The sequence below is a fragment of the Nevskia sp. genome (genome assembly GCF_023266035.1).
Lineage (GTDB): Bacteria > Pseudomonadota > Gammaproteobacteria > Nevskiales > Nevskiaceae > Nevskia.
Genome location: NZ_JAHFRY010000014.1, coordinates 12,884 through 29,505 on the forward strand (window position 1 = coordinate 12,884; position 16,622 = coordinate 29,505).

At 63.9% G+C, this 16,622-nt stretch carries 16 protein-coding genes; 5 read left to right on the forward strand and 11 right to left on the reverse strand.

What is annotated here, in order from left to right; all coding sequences use genetic code 11:
• Nucleotide 1: 1 nt before the first annotated feature.
• The 5 genes from Q0D45_RS03255 to Q0D45_RS03275 are packed head-to-tail and all read left to right on the forward strand — an operon-like array spanning nt 2 to nt 5,043.
• The gene (locus tag Q0D45_RS03255; protein WP_293388455.1) at nt 2–3,148 is read left to right on the forward strand and encodes a CusA/CzcA family heavy metal efflux RND transporter; all 3,147 of its coding nucleotides are present in this window, start codon (nt 2–4) and stop codon (nt 3,146–3,148) included.
• Between the two features lie 37 nt (nt 3,149–3,185).
• Nucleotides 3,186–3,416, forward strand: a complete 231-nt coding sequence (locus tag Q0D45_RS03260; RefSeq protein ID WP_293388458.1) for a hypothetical protein — start codon at nt 3,186–3,188, stop codon at nt 3,414–3,416.
• A 14-nt stretch (nt 3,417–3,430) separates the two neighbouring features.
• Nucleotides 3,431–4,102, forward strand: a complete 672-nt coding sequence (locus Q0D45_RS03265) for a HupE/UreJ family protein (protein WP_293388461.1) — start codon at nt 3,431–3,433, stop codon at nt 4,100–4,102.
• A gap of 10 nt (nt 4,103–4,112) precedes the next feature.
• Complete coding sequence (locus Q0D45_RS03270) at nt 4,113–4,676, forward strand: hypothetical protein (protein WP_293388464.1); 564 nt, start codon at nt 4,113–4,115, stop codon at nt 4,674–4,676.
• Between the two features lie 40 nt (nt 4,677–4,716).
• Nucleotides 4,717–5,043: a YnfA family protein gene (locus Q0D45_RS03275; RefSeq protein WP_293388467.1), complete on the forward strand. Its 327-nt coding sequence runs from the start codon at nt 4,717–4,719 to the stop codon at nt 5,041–5,043.
• A 15-nt stretch (nt 5,044–5,058) separates the two neighbouring features.
• Here Q0D45_RS03275 and fliD read toward each other — a convergent pair whose 3' ends face one another.
• The 11 genes from fliD to flgG form a co-directional block, all read right to left on the reverse strand.
• The gene (fliD, locus tag Q0D45_RS03280) at nt 5,059–6,390 is read right to left on the reverse strand and encodes a flagellar filament capping protein FliD (protein WP_293388470.1); all 1,332 of its coding nucleotides are present in this window, start codon (nt 6,388–6,390) and stop codon (nt 5,059–5,061) included.
• A gap of 10 nt (nt 6,391–6,400) precedes the next feature.
• Complete coding sequence (locus Q0D45_RS03285; protein ID WP_293388473.1) at nt 6,401–6,781, reverse strand: flagellar protein FlaG; 381 nt, start codon at nt 6,779–6,781, stop codon at nt 6,401–6,403.
• 86 nt (nt 6,782–6,867) lie between these two features.
• Nucleotides 6,868–8,019, reverse strand: coding sequence for a flagellin (locus Q0D45_RS03290; protein ID WP_293388476.1), 1,152 nt, complete (start codon nt 8,017–8,019; stop codon nt 6,868–6,870).
• Between the two features lie 512 nt (nt 8,020–8,531).
• Nucleotides 8,532–8,918, reverse strand: a complete 387-nt coding sequence (locus Q0D45_RS03295) for a VOC family protein (protein ID WP_293388479.1) — start codon at nt 8,916–8,918, stop codon at nt 8,532–8,534.
• 122 nt (nt 8,919–9,040) lie between these two features.
• Nucleotides 9,041–9,649: a hypothetical protein gene (locus Q0D45_RS03300; protein ID WP_293388481.1), complete on the reverse strand. Its 609-nt coding sequence runs from the start codon at nt 9,647–9,649 to the stop codon at nt 9,041–9,043.
• A 370-nt stretch (nt 9,650–10,019) separates the two neighbouring features.
• Complete coding sequence (gene flgL / locus Q0D45_RS03305; RefSeq protein ID WP_293388482.1) at nt 10,020–11,216, reverse strand: flagellar hook-associated protein FlgL; 1,197 nt, start codon at nt 11,214–11,216, stop codon at nt 10,020–10,022.
• Nucleotides 11,217–11,227: 11 nt separating this feature from the next.
• A complete protein-coding gene (gene flgK, locus Q0D45_RS03310) occupies nt 11,228–13,111 on the reverse strand; it encodes a flagellar hook-associated protein FlgK (RefSeq protein WP_293388484.1) in 1,884 nt (627 codons plus the stop codon).
• A 1-nt stretch (nt 13,112) separates the two neighbouring features.
• The gene (gene flgJ, locus Q0D45_RS03315) at nt 13,113–14,030 is read right to left on the reverse strand and encodes a flagellar assembly peptidoglycan hydrolase FlgJ (RefSeq protein ID WP_293388486.1); all 918 of its coding nucleotides are present in this window, start codon (nt 14,028–14,030) and stop codon (nt 13,113–13,115) included.
• Nucleotides 14,030–15,151, reverse strand: coding sequence for a flagellar basal body P-ring protein FlgI (locus tag Q0D45_RS03320; protein ID WP_293388488.1), 1,122 nt, complete (start codon nt 15,149–15,151; stop codon nt 14,030–14,032). Before Q0D45_RS03320 ends, flgJ begins: the two co-directional genes overlap by 1 nt.
• A 22-nt stretch (nt 15,152–15,173) precedes the next feature.
• Nucleotides 15,174–15,836: a flagellar basal body L-ring protein FlgH gene (locus Q0D45_RS03325; protein WP_293388491.1), complete on the reverse strand. Its 663-nt coding sequence runs from the start codon at nt 15,834–15,836 to the stop codon at nt 15,174–15,176.
• Nucleotides 15,833–16,618 carry a flagellar basal-body rod protein FlgG gene (flgG, locus tag Q0D45_RS03330; protein WP_293388494.1) on the reverse strand — a complete coding sequence of 262 codons (786 nt, stop codon included), beginning with the start codon at nt 16,616–16,618 and terminating at the stop codon, nt 15,833–15,835. Before flgG ends, Q0D45_RS03325 begins: the two co-directional genes overlap by 4 nt.
• Nucleotides 16,619–16,622: the final 4 nt, after the last annotated feature.

The following is a 16,622-nucleotide window of genomic DNA, read 5'->3' on the forward strand; positions in this document are numbered from 1 at the left end:
CATGATCGAAAAAATTCTGAGGACCGCCATCGCACGACGCGGCCTGGTGATGCTCGCCAGCCTGGTCATCATCGCCATCGGCCTGTGGAGCTTCACGCGGCTGCCGATCGATGCCGTGCCGGACATCAGCAACGTCCAGGTGATGGTCAACACCGAAGCGCCGGGCTACACGCCGCTGGAAGCCGAGCAGCGCGTGAGCTTCGCGATCGAGACGGCGATGGCCGGGCTGCCGAAACTGGTGGCGACACGCTCGCTGTCGCGCTACGGCCTGAGCCAGGTCACGGCGGTGTTCGAGGACGGCACCGATATCTACTTCGCTCGCGCCCAGGTGGCCGAGCGGATCAACGCCGTGCAGAGCCAGTTGCCGGCCGGGCTGACGCCGGAGCTGGGACCGGTGGCGACTGGCCTGGGCGAGATCTTCATGTTCACCGTCGATGCCGTTCCGGGCGCGACCAAGGCCGATGGCTCGCCGATCACGCCAGCCGATCTGCGCGCCGAGCACGACTGGGTGATCCGCCCGCAGTTGCTGAGAGTGCCGGGCGTCGTCGAGGTCAACCCAATCGGTGGCTACAAAAAGGAAACCCTGATCGCGCCCGACCCCGCCAAGCTGCTCGCCTATGGTTTGACGATCAGCGATCTGCAGCGCGCGGTGGCTGGCAACAACACCAATCGCGGCGCGGGTTACGTCGAGCAAAACGGCCAGCAATGGCTGGTGCGGGTGCCCGGTCAGGCGGCCGACATGGCGGACATCGGCGCCATCGTCGTGCGCGTGGAGGACGGTGTGCCGCTGCGAGTGCGCGATATCGCCAGCGTCCAGGCCGGCCGCGAACTGCGCAGTGGTGCCGCTTCGCAGAACGGCCATGAAGTGGTCCTGAGCACGGTGTTCATGCTGCTCGGCGAGAACAGCCGCAAGGTGTCGAAGGCTGTTGCCGCCAAGCTCGACGAGATCAAGGCCAGCCTGGCCCCGGGCATCACCGTCAACGCCGTCTACGACCGCACGACGCTGGTCGACAAGACGCTGGCGACGGTCGAGAAGAACCTGATCGAAGGGGCGCTGCTGGTGGTCGTCGTGCTGATGCTGCTGCTCGGCAATCTGCGCGCCGCGCTGCTCACTGCTGCGGTGATTCCGCTGGCGATGCTGATGACCCTGAGCGGCATGATCCAGGGCAAGGTGTCGGCGAACCTGATGAGCCTGGGCGCGCTGGACTTCGGGCTGATCGTCGACGGCGCGGTGATCATCGTCGAGAACTGCCTGCGGCGGCTGTCGCATGCAGCCGAAAGCAAAAGCACATTGAGCCTCGATGAACGCCTGAAGCTGGTCTTTGACGCGACTCGCGAAGTGATCCGCCCGGCGCTGTTCGGCGTGCTCATCATCACCGCCGTCTACCTGCCGATCTTTGCCTTGCAGGGCGTCGAAGGAAAGATGTTCCACCCGATGGCGATCACCGTGGTGCTGGCGCTGATTGCGGCGATGCTGCTGTCGATCACGTTCGTGCCGGCGGCTGTTGCCTTGCTGTTCACCAGGCCGGTGGCCGAGCGCGAAGTCTGCTTGATGCGCCTTGCGCGCAAGGTCTACACGCCCTTGCTGGCGGCCGCTATGCGAGCACGCGTCGCCTTGGTTGCGGCGGCCTTGCTGCTGCTGATCGGCTGCGGCTGGCTGGCGACGCGGCTCGGCACCGAGTTCGTGCCGAACCTCGACGAAGGCGATATCGCGATGCACGCGCTGCGCATTCCCGGCACCAGCCTGACGCAAGCGGTGCAGATGCAGGCGCAGCTCGAAGCCGCGGTGACGACGATGCCGGAAGTCGAGCGGGTGTTCGCCAAGATGGGTACGGCGGAAGTCGCCACCGATGCGATGCCGCCGTCGGTCGCCGACAATTTCATCATGCTGAAGCCACGCCGTGCATGGCCTGATCCGGGCAAGTCGAAAGCGCAGCTCGTGGCCGAACTCGAAGCGATCGTCCGCCGCGTGCCGGGCAACAACTACGAGTTCACCCAGCCGATCCAGATGCGCTTCAACGAGCTGATCGCCGGCGTTCGCGCCGAGCTGGCGGTGAAGGTGTTCGGCGATGACTTCGATACTCTGGTGAAGCTGGGCCAGCAGATCGAAGCGATCGTGCAAGCGGTGCCGGGCGCCGCCGATGCCCGCGCCGAACAGGCCACCGGCCTGCCGGTGCTGACCATCCTGCCGAAGCGCGAAACCCTGGCCCGGCTCGGGCTCGACATCAGCACCGTGCAGGATCTGGTGGCGACCGCCACCGGCGGCAGCATCGCCGGCCAGCTTTATGACGGCGATCGTCGTGAGGATCTGGTGATCCGCTTGCCGGAAGCGCTGCGGGCGGATCCTGAAGCATTGAAGCGGCTGCCGATCATGCTTCCGAAAGCTGGCTTCGTGCCGCTCGGCGAAGTCGCCGATCTGCAACTGCTCAGCGGCTACAACCAGATCAACCGCGAGGACGGCAAGCGCCGCGTGGTGGTCACTGCCAATGTTCGCGGCCGCGATCTCGGCAGCTTCGTCGCTGACGTGCAGCGCGCGATCGATGCGCAGGTGCGGCCGCCGCCGGGTTACTGGATTCGCTACGGCGGCACCTTCGAGCAACTGCAGTCGGCCTCGGCACGGCTGGCGATCGTGGTGCCGGTGACCTTGATCCTGATCGCGATGCTGTTGTTCTTCGCCCTCGGCTCGGCGCGCGATGCGGCGCTGATCTTCAGCGGCGTACCGCTGGCGCTGACCGGTGGCGTGCTGGCGCTCTGGCTGCGCGGCATTCCGCTGTCGATCTCGGCCGGTGTCGGCTTCATCGCCTTGTCCGGCGTCGCGGTGCTGAACGGCCTGGTGATGGTCAGCTTCATTCGTGAGCTGATCGCGCGTGGCCAGCCGATCGACCAAGCGATCACCGAAGGCGCGCTGACCCGCCTGCGCCCGGTGCTGATGACCGCGCTGGTCGCCAGCCTCGGCTTCGTGCCGATGGCCTTCAACACCGGCATCGGCAGCGAAGTGCAGAGACCGCTGGCGACGGTGGTCATCGGCGGCATCATCTCGTCGACCCTGCTGACCTTGCTGGTGCTGCCCGGCCTGTATCGGCTCGTGCATCGGCGCGAGCGGCCGGCGCGCGAATCTTCCATTGTCTTCACATCCTCGCAGGCATGATCCTGTTCAACGCTGACCCAACCCGAAGGAGTTTTCGATGAAGCTGAAATTGCTTGCGCCGCTGCTGCTGAGCCTGATCGCCGCCCCGGCCTTTGCCCATGGCAATCACGACGATGAAGACGACGACGCGCCGGTACCGACGACGCAGGAAGCTGGCAAGGACGCAGCGAAGCCTGCGAAGAAGCCAGAAGCCGCGCAGCCAAAACCGGCGCCGAAGCCGGCCGCGGCCAAGGACAAGCCGGCACCGGTTGAACCGAAGAAGCCGTGATCCGCAGATCTTCGATGCTCCGCCTTGCATTGCTGCCGGGCGTGTTGCTGTCCGGCGTCGCAGCCGCGCACGGCGTTGCCGACGACGACCGGATGTTCATCGAAGGCAGCGCCGGCCTGCAGTTGCTGCCGTTCCTGTACCTCGGCGCCAAGCACATGGTCACCGGCTACGACCATCTGCTGTTCCTGTTCGGCGTGATCTTCTTCCTGTACCGGCTCAGGGACGTCGGCCTCTACGTCACCTTGTTCGCGATCGGTCACAGCAGCACCTTGCTGTTCGGCGTGCTCAGCGGCACTCACGTCAACCCGTATCTGGTCGATGCGCTGATCGGCCTGTCGGTGGTCTACAAGGCGCTCGACAATCTCGGCGCATTCAAGACCTGGTTCGGCGTGCAGCCGAACGCCAAGGCAGCGGTGCTGATCTTCGGCCTCGCCCATGGCTTCGGCCTGGCGACCAAGCTGCAGGACTTCCAGCTGTCGGCCGACGGGCTGCTGCCGAACATGCTGGCCTTCAACGTCGGCGTCGAGTTCGGCCAGTTGCTGGCCCTGGCCGCGATCCTGATCGTGATGGACTTCTGGCGACGGTCATCGCTGTTCGCCCGGCAAGCCTTCGCCGCCAATACGCTGCTGATGACCGCCGGCTTCGTGCTCGCGGGCTATCAGCTGGTCGGCTACTGCCAATCCTGAGAACCCGGACATGACACCCGTCTCCCCTTCCGTGCACGCGAGCACGCCACAACTGCTCAAGGCCACCGGCGGCGCGCTGCTGCTGGCCACCGCCATCCTGCTGACCACGGTGCTGCCAGCCGAATACGGCCTTGATCCCACCGGCATCGGCCAGGCACTGGGCCTCAAGGCCTTGAGCGCGTCTGCAGAGGCTGCGCCAACGACGGCCGTCGAAGCGGTGCCTGCGGCGCTGGTCGTGCAGCGCGACACGCCGTTCCAGACCAGCGAGATGAGCCTGGTCCTGGCAGCCAATCAGGGCGCGGAGATCAAGGCGCTGATGCGGGCCGGCGAAACCTTCGTGTTCAACTGGAGCACCGACGGCGGCCCGGTGAATTTCGACATGCATGGCGAGAAGCCGAATGCCGGCGACGAATTCACCAGCTACTGGAAGGACCGCGGCAAGACCAGCGGCCACGGCAGCTTCACCGCGCCGTTCGATGGCTCGCATGGCTGGTACTGGAAGAACAAGGGCAGCGAGCCGGTCACCGTCACGGTGACGGTCAGCGGCTGGTTCGAGCGGCTGTACATGCCTTGATCGATCCGACTGAAAGCCTCATGTCGAGGCGCGGCCGACGATGATCCAGACGCTGGCGCTGTTCGCGATCACCGCGCTGGCGGAGATCGTCGGCTGTTACCTGCCCTACCTGTGGCTGCGCAAGGGCGGCTCGGTGCTGCTGCTGATTCCGGCAGCAGCCAGCCTCGCGCTGTTCGCCTGGCTGCTGACCCTGCACCCGGAAGCCGCCGGCCGCACGTACGCCGCGTATGGCGGCGTCTATGTGCTGATCGCGCTGCTATGGCTGTGGGGCGTCGATGGCATCCGGCCGGACCGTTGGGATCTGGCGGGTGCCGCGTTCGTGTTTACGGGTCTGCTGCTGATCTACTTCGGGCCGCGCGGCGCTTGAACGCCGCAGGTCGAATCAGCTCAGCTTGGCCAGCTGCTGAGTCAGATACGAACTGGTGGAGCTGAGCTTGGACATCAGCGTATCGAGTGCCGTGAACTGCGCGCGAGTACGCGCTTCGTAGGCCTGGATGCGGACATCGACGGCGGTCTGCTGCTTGCCAAGATCTTTCAGCCTTGCGTTCAGACCATCGGTCTTGGCCTGCAACTGGCCATCGTCGGCGAGCAGCGTCTTGGTCAGTGCCGACATCCTGGTTGCCAGGCCATCGGTGCCGGCGAACAGGCGCTGCACGGCGGCGAAATCGGTACTGGTCGCCTTGTTGAACTTGGTGGTGTCGGAGATCAGCGTGCCGTCGGCTGAGGTGGTGATGCCGATCGCCGACAGCGTCTTGTAGACGCCAGCCGAATCGGCGCTGCCGCCAATGACGTTGCGCAGCTGCTGGGTGGCCGACAGCACCGTGGAATCGCCGAGCAGGATGCCGGCGGTCTTCGCGACCGGATCGAACTTGGTCTGCGTGGCAATGAACTTGACGACGTTGTTGTAGGCGTTGACGAAGGTCGCCACCGCCGCTTCCGAGGCTTTCTGATCGAGGCCCACAGTCAAGGTGGTACTGGTGCCCGGCTCGGCCTTGACCAGATTCAGGGTCAGGCCATCGACGGCGGTGGTCACCGCATTGCTGCTGCTGGTGGTGGTGAAGCCATCGACCTTGACCACGGCATCTGCCGCAGGCTGGGACTCCGTGGTGTTGAAGATCGTACTGCTGACGCTGACCGCATTGGCGGTACCGGTGGCGCGGCTGGTCAGCAGCAGGCGGGCGCCGCCGCCGTCGGAAACGATGGCGGCACCGACGCCGCTGTTGTCGCTGGCAGCGTTGATCTTGTCGCGCAGGTCGGCGAGCGTGTTGGCCGGGCTGGTCAGATTGACGGTGAATGACTTGCCGGCGACGGCGATCGTGACGTCGCCATCGCCGACGGTGGCGCTGCTGCTGGCGTAGAGATCGCTGGCGCGCTTGTTGGCAGCAGCCAGCGACACGACTTCCACCGAGTAGTTGCCGGCCACCGCCTTGTTCTCGGCGCTGGCGGTGAAGAAATCCAGCTTGGCGGGCGTGGCTGTCAGCTTGCCGAGGCTGCTGGCGGCGCCATTGCTGCCCGGTAGCAGCGCGTTCGAAGCGGTCTGCAGATTGGCCATGGCCGAACGGAAATTGGCCAGTGCCGAGATCGAGGTATTGGCTCGCGTCGTCGCGATCGAGATGCGCTGATCGGCCGGGCCACGCTCGGCGGCAACCAGCTGCGAGACGATGTTGGCGACATCGAGCCCGGAGCCGATGCCGGCGGAAGTGATGGCGGCCATGAAATTCTCCTTAAGCGATGCGCCTGATCAAGGTGCCCAGCGCCTCGTCGAGTGCTTTCGAAACGCGCAGCGCTTCCTCGGTCGGCATCTGCCGCAGCACCGTGCCGTCCTGGGCATCGACGACCGACACCACGGTGCGGCCGCTGTCTTCGTCGATGCTGAAACGCAGATCGGTGCGGCTGTCCTTGAAACGCTGATTGAGATCGTCGACCGCCTGCGCAAGCTGCGCGGGCTGGGCGGCGATATCGGTAGCCGCCGTGCTCGATGGCTGGAGCACGGCGGGAATGGAATTCGTCTGCGCCGAGCCCGGCACCGCGATGACGGAAACGGCAAGACGATCCACGCCCATCGGGGCCTGGATCGTGCTGACTGCAGTACTGGTCAGAGACATGGCTCTTTCCCTCTTGAAAAATCCAGGCTCCGGCCGGCAATCCCCGATCAGGATTGCAAGCCGAAGCCTGGACCCGTCCTACTGTTTTAGCGGAGCAGGCTCAACACGCTCTGCGGAGCCGAATTGGCCTGCGACAGGATTGCAGTTCCGGCCTGCTGCAGGATCTGGCCGCGAGTCAGCGCGGCGGTTTCCTTGGCGAAATCGGCATCCTGGATGCGGCTGCGTGAAGCCGACAGATTCTCCGACGTCGAAGCGATGTTCGAGACCACCGAGCTGAAGCGGTTCTGGATCGCACCGAGGTTGGCACGAGCCGAATTGATCTGGCCAAGTGCCGAATCGATCTGCTTGATCGCCAGCGAGGAACCGGCGTAGCTGGACAGATCCAGCGAGGTCAGACCGGTGGTGGTGCTCGCCGTGCCGGTGACGCCGGTGGCGCCATCGAAGCCGGTGGCCGTGCCGTCATCGGTGCCGCCGACGGTGATGGTGGACTCCGAGCTCAGCACGATCTTGCCGGTCGAGGCATCGAAGGCGGCATTGACGCCAGTGGTGGTCGAGCTGTTGTTGATCGCATCGACAACCTGGCCGACGCGCTGCTGCGAAGTGCCGGCAGCGCCGATCTGGGTGCTGATGTCGGTGCCGTTGATGGTCAGCGTGCCGGCCACCGGGGCGGTCAGGACGCTGATGCCGGAGACGGCGCTGGACTGCGCACTGGCCGAAGTCACCGAGCCGAGCGCCGCCGTGTTGGCGTCGACCAGCGAGCTGACGGTGATCGTTTCGCCGGCATTGGCACCGACCTGGAACACCGCCGAAGTGAAGCTGCCGTCGATCAGCGACACGCCGTTGAACTTGGTCTGGTTGGCAACGCGGTCGACTTCGCTGAGCAGCTGCGCGGCTTCGCCCTGCAGTGCGGCACGGTCGGTGGCGCTGTTCGAGGCATTCGCCGACTGCACGGCCAGTTCACGGACGCGCTGCAGGTTGTTGGTGACTTCGCCCAGCGCGCCTTCAGCGGTCTGCGCCAGCGAGATGCCGTCATTGGCATTGCGCGAGGCGACATCGAGGCCGCGAATCTGCGAGGTGAAGCGGTCCGCGATGGCGAGGCCGGCGGCATCGTCCTTGGCGCTGTTGATGCGCAGGCCCGAAGACAGGCGCTGCAGGGAGGTGTTCAGGGCGCCCTGAGACGACGACAGATTGCGCTGCGCGTTCAGAGACGCCACGTTGGTGTTGATGATTGCGGCCATGGTCATTGCTCCTGGTGAGGTGGGTCTCGGCAGGTCTGATCCGTGTCGAGGGTGCTGCGAGAAAGCGGGAAAAGATGGGACCTTGCTTCGGTGCTGCCTTGCTGCTCTTGGAGGATTTAGCGGTCCGCCCCGGCAAAACTTGACTCACGAAGGATTGACACCGACCAGCGGTAGCGTCGCGCGGAAGTTCGGTGGTGAGCGAGCGTTTTGTGGTGGCACGAGAATCAATGGCCGCTGCCTCGCGGCAGCTTCAAGCCATTGTCGACAATGGATTTCTCGATTCCGGAGGGATCTGCAGGCGCTTCAAGAGCGCAAGCCGGCAAGGCTCTGCAAGTCCACTCGTCATTCCCGCGCAGGCGGGAATCCAGTCCTGATGCGGGGCGCTACGGCCAAACTGGATGCCCGCCTGCGCGGGCATGACTGGCTTTCATGTATCTACTCAACAAAAACCGTGCTGGCGGCTTACCCAATACGAGACTGGCGCGTGACGTAACCGCGCAACACGCACCCGATCATTGGCCAGCAGGCGGCTGCCAGAGTTCTACTTTGTTTCCTTCCGGATCGATGACCCAGGCAAATTTCCCGTACTCGGAATCGTCGATCTTCTCGAGGACGTTGCAGCCTTCTTCGCGCAAGACTTTGACCAGGGCGTGGAGATCGTCCACCCGATAATTGATCATGAAAGCGGCAGTGCTCGGCGCGAACTGGTCGCCTTGCGCCGAACCGATCGACCAGATGGTCGTTCCGGCAACGGGCTTGCCATCACCGTCGGTCCAGGTGAACGCCGTGCCACCCCATGCCTGGACATCGATCCCGAGGTGCCGCTTGTACCAGGCCAGCAGTGCCGGAGCGTCCTTGGCCTTGAAGAAGATGCCGCCGATGCCGGTGACTCGTTTCATGGAACCTCCGAGCTAGGGTGCGGTGGTGGTAGTGCGGGAGCGCTAATTTTCTGCGGTCTATCGCTCAAGTTAAATCGCGTTGCCGACTTTTCGGAAACGTCAGATCGAACACATGGTCGCCGTCATTTATTAAGAATAATAGGAACGGTAATCGTTGTAGATCTGAATTCTTGCGTAGTCTTAATGCAATCTTCTTCGGTGCACTTCAAGAAAACGGCGAGTTCAGCATCGATTATGCGATCATTAATATTTTCAATATTTCTCTTGAGCATTTCATAATCTTCTAGCAGATGATCCGAGACATCTACAGAATAGTTTTGAGAAGCTCGATTCAATTTCAAATCGATTCTTCCTTTATAAGAAATACGACCTTTTATAATAGAAAAAGGTATTTTGAAGAATGCTGTTGGCTGGAAACCAAGCAATATTTCCCAATCATAAAACTCGTATTCTCCTTCATCCAACTCTATAACAACTAATCGGCCCTTAGGATTGGTCCAGACAAGAGGATCATAAACTGTATGGAATGTGATCTCTTTCGAGTCTTTTGATCCAACCTTTCGAAGATGCCAATAAAAATTAGGCATACTTTCGTCAGCCGTAATACCAACGGCGAGTATTCCCTTTCCAGAGCCTTCTGAAAGCTGATACCCAGATTTAACATTAAGCTCTGCGCAGCCCGTTAAGCACGCAAACAATAGTACGATGGCTAAATATTTCGCTGTTTTCATCGATTCTATTACTTAATAATGTATAAATAGATTTAACGTAAAAATTCGCTTAGTGAATTTTCCAGAAGTGCGCAAATAACCGAATAAGAATACACAATAAGTTGATTTTCTGAGTGCTAACGAATCCGGGCAATTCATGCGGTGACTGGACAGCGACAACGGCGCCATAGTAAAGCCACCCGGCCTGCTGCATAGCATGCGGCAAGCTCGCATTCCGGCCTCAGAAAGACATGCAGGGGTTTGCCTTGACCCAACGGGACATCGCTTTTCCCGGCGAGCGCTACTTCCCGCACGAATCCGGCGCTCGGTCGTTGCCCTGCGTTCAGTCAATCGCCATCAGTACGCCGAACTCAGCTTAGCCCACCACGCTTCAACGCAGATAGTCGAACAAACTCAAACCCTGAATCTTCGCGAACGACTGCTGCGCGGCCTGCAGGCCGGTGAGTTGTTGCGTGAGGCGGCCGGCGGCTTCGGCGTAGTCGATGTCGCGCAGGCCGGACAGAGCGTCCTGCACTTTCACGGCCTGTGACGACAATTGATTGCTGGCGTCGTCGGCCGCGACCAGTCGCGCGCCCAGCGAGGCACGGACGTCGATGATCCGGTTCTGCGCGGTTTCCAGTGACGACAGGTTTTCGAGCAGGCCGGTCTGCACCTTGGCGCGCAGTGCGGGGTCGTTGGCGGTGGGCGTTTCCAGCAATGCCGCGAGATCGCGGATGGTCTGGAAGACGTCCTTCTGGCTGCTAGGCGCGACGCTGAAGGAATCGCCATCGGCCGGCTGGCCGGTGACGGTCAGATCAACGCCGCGAAAGCGGATGCTGTTGCCGGCCGTGTAGGCGCCGCTAGCTACGGCGTTGTTGCTGGCGTCGGTCACCGAGTAATTGCCGGCGCTGAAGCTGACCGAGTAGCTGCCGCCATCCCAGGCCGATGAGTCGTAGACCTTGCTCGACGAGATCGTCGCCGTGCCGGTGTTGGCTGCGGTGGCGGCAATGCTGAAGCTGCCGTTGCCAGAGACGTGGCGCAGGAACACGTCGGCGCCGCCATCGCTGGATTGCACGGCGCGGTTCGGGCCGATCTGGATCTGGCGGATGACGTCGTCGCCGCTGAACTGGGTGCCGGCGCTGGTCAGCGAAAACGGTGCCGAGGCGTCATTGCTGCCGGCGAACAGGTAGCGGCCCTCGCCGTCCGCGGCGTTGGCATAGCTGAGCAGGCTGTCGAGCGACTGGCGAATATCGGCCGCAAGGCTCTTGCGATCGGAATCGCCGAGCGTGCCACCGTTGCCCTGCAGCACCCGTTCGCGAATCCGGTTCAGGGTTTCGCTGGCGCCGGACAGCGCGTTCTCCTCGAAGCCCAGACGTTCGGACACCGCCTGGGTGTTCGAGGTGTAGCGCTGGTTGGCGCTCAAGGTCTGATCCAGCGACAAGCCGTGCGCGGCGCCGGTGGGATCGTCGGCACCGGTCAGCAGCTTCTTGCCGGAGGACAACTGGTTCTGCGTCGCCAGGGCCAGCGATTGCTGACGCTGCAGCGAAGCGATGCTCTGACGATAGAAATCAGCGGTCGAGACTCTCATGTGTCTCTCCTTCAGCGACGCGTGGCCGCGAGCAGCGAATCGAACACTGTGCTGGCGACGGAAATGATTTGCGCAGCGGCCTGATAAGCCTGCTGGTAGCGCAGCAGATCGGCGGCCTCTTCATCGAGGTTGACGCCGGACAGCGCATTGCGCTCGGTGATCGTCTGCGCCTGCAGCGAGGTCTGGGCATCGAGCTGCAGCTGCGCGGTCTGGGCGCTGGAGCCGACCTGCTGCACCAGCTGGCCGTTGGCCGCGGTCAGCGTGTTCAGGCCGCCGTCGAGCAAGGCTTTCGTTGCAATGCCGGACAGCAGGCGGGCGTTGCGATCGTCGCCGCTGTTGGCACCGGTGGGGCCGACATTGAAGCTGTCGCCGCTCGCCGGCGCACCAGAGATAGCGACCTTCCAGCCATTGACGCTGATGTCGCTGCCGGCGGTGTAGGTATAGCTGCCGCTGCCGTTGATCGTATAGGTGCTGGCGCTGGTGAACTGGATCTGTGCCGGCGTGCGCAGGTTCGGATTGGTGACGTCGACCACCTCGCCCGCGGTGATCGTGCCGCTGCCGAGATTGCCGACCGTGGCGCTGGCCTTGATCGGCGCTGCGGCAGCGAGCTGCGAGGGATTGCTCAGCGCCACCTGCAACTGGCCGGCGGCGCTGCGGCCGGGCTGGACCAGGAACTTGTCGCCGGCGGCAGCGCCTGGCGTAACGCTCAAGGAAAGGCCCTTGGCGACGAAGGGATCGGCCGTGGTGCCGCTGCCGGTGAATGGAACAGCCGAACCACTGGCGGCATCGGTCAGCGACCAGGCGCTGCCGTTGTAACTGAGCTGGTAGGCACGACCATCGAGCTGGGTCGCGTCGCTGAAGCCGACGGTGACTGCAGCGCTGCCGGTGTTGCGATAGGACGCCGGTGCGGCACCGGCCAGAGGCGCGAATAAAGGCTGGCCAAAGTTGCCGCTCTGATCGACGCCCTGCGCCTGTTGCGCGTTGACCGCTTCGGATAGCGAGATGGCGATGCGGCCGAGCTTCTCGCGTGCCGGATCGAGCACTTCGCGGCGCGCATCGAGCAGGCCGCCGAGGCTGCCACCGCCGACCTGGCCGCTGATCACTGCCCCGCCCGGCACGGTCACTTCCACACGCCCGGAATCGAACTCGTTCGGCGCGGTGCCGAGCTGCGTTGCCTTGGTGCCGACGACCAGGCTCTGGCCGTTGGCGACGAACACGTTCAGCGCGCCGTTGTCCTGCTCGACAGTGGTCACCGAGACGCGATCGGCCAGATCACGCACGGCCTGATCGCGCTGATCGACGAGATCGTTGGGAATCTTGCCGCCGGAGCTGCCGATCGCCTGGGCAATGCGTTCGTTGAGCTGGGCGATGGTGCCGGCGTAGTTGTTGATCTCGGTGACGGTCTGCGTCACTCGGGAGTTGATCGAGTGCTCGTCGGCATCGAGCTGGCTCTGCAGATCGTTGAAGCGGCCGGCCAGGGCATCGGCGGCGCTGAGCACGGTCTGCCGGGTGGCGCTCGATGACGGCGTGGTCGCCAGCACGCTGAGGCTGTCGAAGAAGCTGGTCAGCGGCGTGCCGAGGCCGGTGGTGGCATCGGACAGCAGCGCATCGCTGCGCTTGGCTTCGGCGGTGAAGGTTTCGATGCGCGAGTAGGAGGCTGCGCCGGCGATCTCGCGGGCGAAAACGAACTTGTCCGACAGGCGCTCGACGCCGCGCACGGTGACGCCATTGCCGGCATAACCGTAGGTGGTGACTGCGCCGACGGCGTTGGTGGTATCGAGCCGCTGGCGCGAATAGCCAGCGGTGTTGACGTTGGCGATGTTGTGGCCGGTGACATCCAGTCCGCTGCGGTTGGCCAGCAGTGCCGAAATGCCGATGCCGAGGATGTCCGCCATCTCAGGTCTCCCAGGTGTTGCCAGCGAGCTTCGGCGACGCATCCAGCGTGGCCGACATCGTGCGTCCGTATGCCACTCGCGCAATCTTCTGCGCGTAGGCCGGGTCGGTGGCATAACCGGCTTGCTGCAGACCCTGCAGGTACTGTTCCCCGCTGCCGCCGTGCTTCAGCGCCTCGGCATAACGCGGGTTGTCCTTGACGAAGGACACGTAGTCTTCGAAGGCTTCGCCGACCGACTTGTACGAGCGGAATTCGGCACGCTCGACGCGGCGTTCGCCCTTCACGTATTCGTGTGTGGCGGTGTTGGTGGTAGCGCCATCCCAGCCGCGGCAGGCCTTGATGCCGAACAGATTGTGGCTGTCGGTGCCATCGGCATTCTTGATCTGACGCTTGCCCCAGCCGGTTTCGTGTGCGGCCTGCGCCACCAGCACGCGCGCCGGAACGCCGAGTTCCTTCGCGGCTTTCTCGGCGAACGGGGTGATCTCGTCGACGAAGGCGTCGGCGGATTCGACAGCGGTGCCGTTGACTGGCGCCACGCTCGTTGCCGAAGTTGCAGCGCTACGCCCGCGCAGACCCGCTGGCGCCACTGTCGAGCTTTCGATGCCCGGTGTTTGCGCGCCAATCAATTGACGCGCAAGCAGGTCGGCGAGCCCCAGGCCCTTGCCGGACGACAATTGCGCGGCCATCTGCTGATCGTAGATATCGCGGTAGGTGTCGCTGCCGGAGCCGCCGAGCAGATCGTTGCTCGCCGTATCGTCGCTGTGCGAAGCCTTGAGCAGCATCTGGGTAAACAGCGCTTCGAACTGCCGCGCGACCTGCTTGATGGTTTCCGGATCACGATCCTTGGCGCCCGAACGCAGCTTCGCGAACTGGCCGAAGTCCGTCGTGTTGATGCCCTGCGTGGGCGCCGCGCTGCTCATCAGATGATCACCAGCTCGGCACGCAGCGCACCGGCGGCACGCAGCGCTTCGAGGATCGCGACCAGATCGCCAGGCGCGGCACCGACCTGATTGATCGCGCGAACGATGTCGTCAAGATTGGCACCGCCATCGAACACGAAGGCCGGGCGGCCGCTGGAAGTGACTTCGATCTGCGAGCGCGGCACCACCACGGTCTGGCCTTTCGAGAACGCTTCCGGCTGGCTGACTTCGGGCTTCTCGCTGATCGTCACGCTCAAGGAGCCATGCGAGACCGCCGCCGGCAGCACGCGCACGGCGCTGGAGATCACCACGGTGCCGGTGCGCGAGTTGACGATCACCCGCGCCGGCGCATCGCCGGGGGTGATGTCGAGGTTTTCGAGTTGCGACAGAAAAGCGACTCTGGCATTGGCATCGGCCGGCGCAACCACGGACACCGTCACCGGGTCGATCGCCCGAGCCAGTTCGGAGCCGAGCGCGCTGTTGATGCCGGTGGCCAGACGAGTCGCGGTGGTGAAATCGGAAGTGCGCAGATCCAGCCGCAGTTCCGGGCTGGCGCCGAAAGTCGCCGGCACGGCGCGTTCGACCGTCGCCCCCCCCGGCACGCGGCCGGCGCTCGGCACATTGATGGTCACTCGCGAGCCATCCTTGGCCGACACGCCCAAGCCGCCGACCACGACATTGCCCTGGGCGATGGCATAGACCTGTCCGTCCGCGCCTTTCAGCGGCGCCATCAGCAAGGTGCCACCGCGCAGGGAGCCGGAGTTGGCGATCGACGACACCGTGATGTCGATCGTCTGGCCGGGCTTGGCGAACGGCGGCAGCTCGGCGTTGATCGCCACCGCGGCGACATTCTTCAACTGCGGATTGACCCCCGGCGGCACGGTGACGCCGAGCTGGGCGAGCATCGCTTTCAGGCTCTGCACGGTGAACGGTGCCTGCGAGGTCTGATCGCCGGTGCCATCGAGACCGACCACCAGGCCGTAGCCGATCAGCGGATTCGAGCGCACGCCGGCGACCGTCGCCAGATCCTTCACGCGCTCGGCGCGGGCCACGTTCAGGGTGGCGATCGCCATCAGCAGACAGAGGCAGGCGATGAGGTGGAACGCAGTGCGCATGGACATGGGAGTGCTTGCCGGTCGGCCGTCAGAACGGGAACCACGGGGAGTTGAAGAAGCGCGTCAGCCAGCCCTGGGAGTTGGCATCGGCCAGCGCGCCGCGGCCCTTGTAGGAGACGCGGGCATTGCCGACGCGATCCGAGGAAACCGTGTTGTTACTGAGGATGTCGACCGGGCGGATGACGCCATCGATGAACAGGGTTTCCGAACCCTGATTCAGCTCGACCTGCTTCTCGCCGCGAATCTGCAGCAGCCCGTTCGGCAGACGGCCGATGACCACCGCGGTGATGCTGCCGTCGAGGCTGTTGCTCTGCTTGGAGTCGCCGCTGCCATTGGCGCTGCGAGTGCCGGCGATGCCGGTGTTGACGCCGATCGGCTTGCCGAACACCGAGATGTCGGTGAGATCGACCTTCGATGATTTGGAAGTGTTGGTCTCGGCGCTCTTCTGCGCCTGGGTCTTCTCGATCAGCAGGATGGTGATCAGATCGCCGACGTTGCGCGCCTTGGCGTCCTCGAACAGGGCGATCGACTGGCCATCGCTGTAGATCGCACCTTCGCTCGGCATGCCTTGCGGCAGAGGAATCGGCACCGGCTGCGGACGCTCTTCGCCAAGCGAGACTCTCGGCGACATCGAGCCGCAGGCGCCGAGCAGCAATGCCGAAGCGACGACGAGGGCGCGGACAGCGGTCACAGATTCTGGCCGATGTACTGCAGCATCTGGTCGGTGGTCGAGATCGCTTTCGAGTTCATCTCGTAGGCGCGCTGCGTCTCGATCATGTTGACCAGCTCCTCGACGACATTGACGTTCGAGGCTTCCAGCGCACCCTGCTGCAGCGAGCCGGTGCCGTTCAGGCCCGGCGTGCCGACCTGCGGCGCGCCTGAAGATGCGGTTTCGACGTAGAGATTGCCGCCCACCGCCTGCAGGCCGGCGGGATTGACGAAATCGGCGACCGTCAGCGAACCGATCTGCTGGCCAGCCGCCTGGCCGGGGAGCTGCGCGGAGACGGTGCCATCGGTCCCGATGGTCACCGACAGCGCGTTCTGCGGCACCGTGATGCCCGGCTGGATCGTGTAGCCGGCCGCCGTCACCAGTTCGCCCTGGCTGTTCAGCTGGAAGCTGCCGTCACGGCTGTAGGCAGTGCTGCCGTCGGGCTGCAACACCTGGAAGAAGCCGCGACCATTGATCGCGACATCCAGCGAGTTGTTGGTCTGCTGCAGGTTGCCCTGGGTGAACTGCTTGTCGGTGGCGACCACGCGGACACCGGTGCCCAGCGTCAACCCCGTCGGCGCCTGGGTTGATTGCGTGGTCTGGCCGCCGGGCTGGCGCACCGTTTGATAGAGCAGATCCTCGAACGCCGCACGGCCGCGCTTGAAGCCGGTGGTGTTGACGTTGGCGAGATTGTTCGACACCACGCTCATCCGCGTGGCCTGGGCATCGAGCCCGGTCTTGGCAACCCAGAGTGCTGAATTCATCGTC

What these genes read in the sequence shown, in the direction of transcription:
- Q0D45_RS03255 (WP_293388455.1), top strand. Translation starts at nt 2, where the DNA reads ATGATCGAAAAAATTCTGAGGACCGCCATCGCACGACGCGGCCTGGTG.
- Q0D45_RS03260 (WP_293388458.1), top strand. Translation starts at nt 3,186, where the DNA reads ATGAAGCTGAAATTGCTTGCGCCGCTGCTGCTGAGCCTGATCGCCGCC.
- Q0D45_RS03265 (WP_293388461.1), top strand. Translation starts at nt 3,431, where the DNA reads ATGCTCCGCCTTGCATTGCTGCCGGGCGTGTTGCTGTCCGGCGTCGCA.
- Q0D45_RS03270 (WP_293388464.1), top strand. Translation starts at nt 4,113, where the DNA reads ATGACACCCGTCTCCCCTTCCGTGCACGCGAGCACGCCACAACTGCTC.
- Q0D45_RS03275 (WP_293388467.1), top strand. Translation starts at nt 4,717, where the DNA reads ATGATCCAGACGCTGGCGCTGTTCGCGATCACCGCGCTGGCGGAGATC.
- fliD (WP_293388470.1), bottom strand. Translation starts at nt 6,390, where the DNA reads ATGGCCGCCATCACTTCCGCCGGCATCGGCTCCGGGCTCGATGTCGCC.
- Q0D45_RS03285 (WP_293388473.1), bottom strand. Translation starts at nt 6,781, where the DNA reads ATGTCTCTGACCAGTACTGCAGTCAGCACGATCCAGGCCCCGATGGGC.
- Q0D45_RS03290 (WP_293388476.1), bottom strand. Translation starts at nt 8,019, where the DNA reads ATGGCCGCAATCATCAACACCAACGTGGCGTCTCTGAACGCGCAGCGC.
- Q0D45_RS03295 (WP_293388479.1), bottom strand. Translation starts at nt 8,918, where the DNA reads ATGAAACGAGTCACCGGCATCGGCGGCATCTTCTTCAAGGCCAAGGAC.
- Q0D45_RS03300 (WP_293388481.1), bottom strand. Translation starts at nt 9,649, where the DNA reads ATGAAAACAGCGAAATATTTAGCCATCGTACTATTGTTTGCGTGCTTA.
- flgL (WP_293388482.1), bottom strand. Translation starts at nt 11,216, where the DNA reads ATGAGAGTCTCGACCGCTGATTTCTATCGTCAGAGCATCGCTTCGCTG.
- flgK (WP_293388484.1), bottom strand. Translation starts at nt 13,111, where the DNA reads ATGGCGGACATCCTCGGCATCGGCATTTCGGCACTGCTGGCCAACCGC.
- flgJ (WP_293388486.1), bottom strand. Translation starts at nt 14,030, where the DNA reads ATGAGCAGCGCGGCGCCCACGCAGGGCATCAACACGACGGACTTCGGC.
- Q0D45_RS03320 (WP_293388488.1), bottom strand. Translation starts at nt 15,151, where the DNA reads ATGTCCATGCGCACTGCGTTCCACCTCATCGCCTGCCTCTGTCTGCTG.
- flgG (WP_293388494.1), bottom strand. Translation starts at nt 16,618, where the DNA reads ATGAATTCAGCACTCTGGGTTGCCAAGACCGGGCTCGATGCCCAGGCC.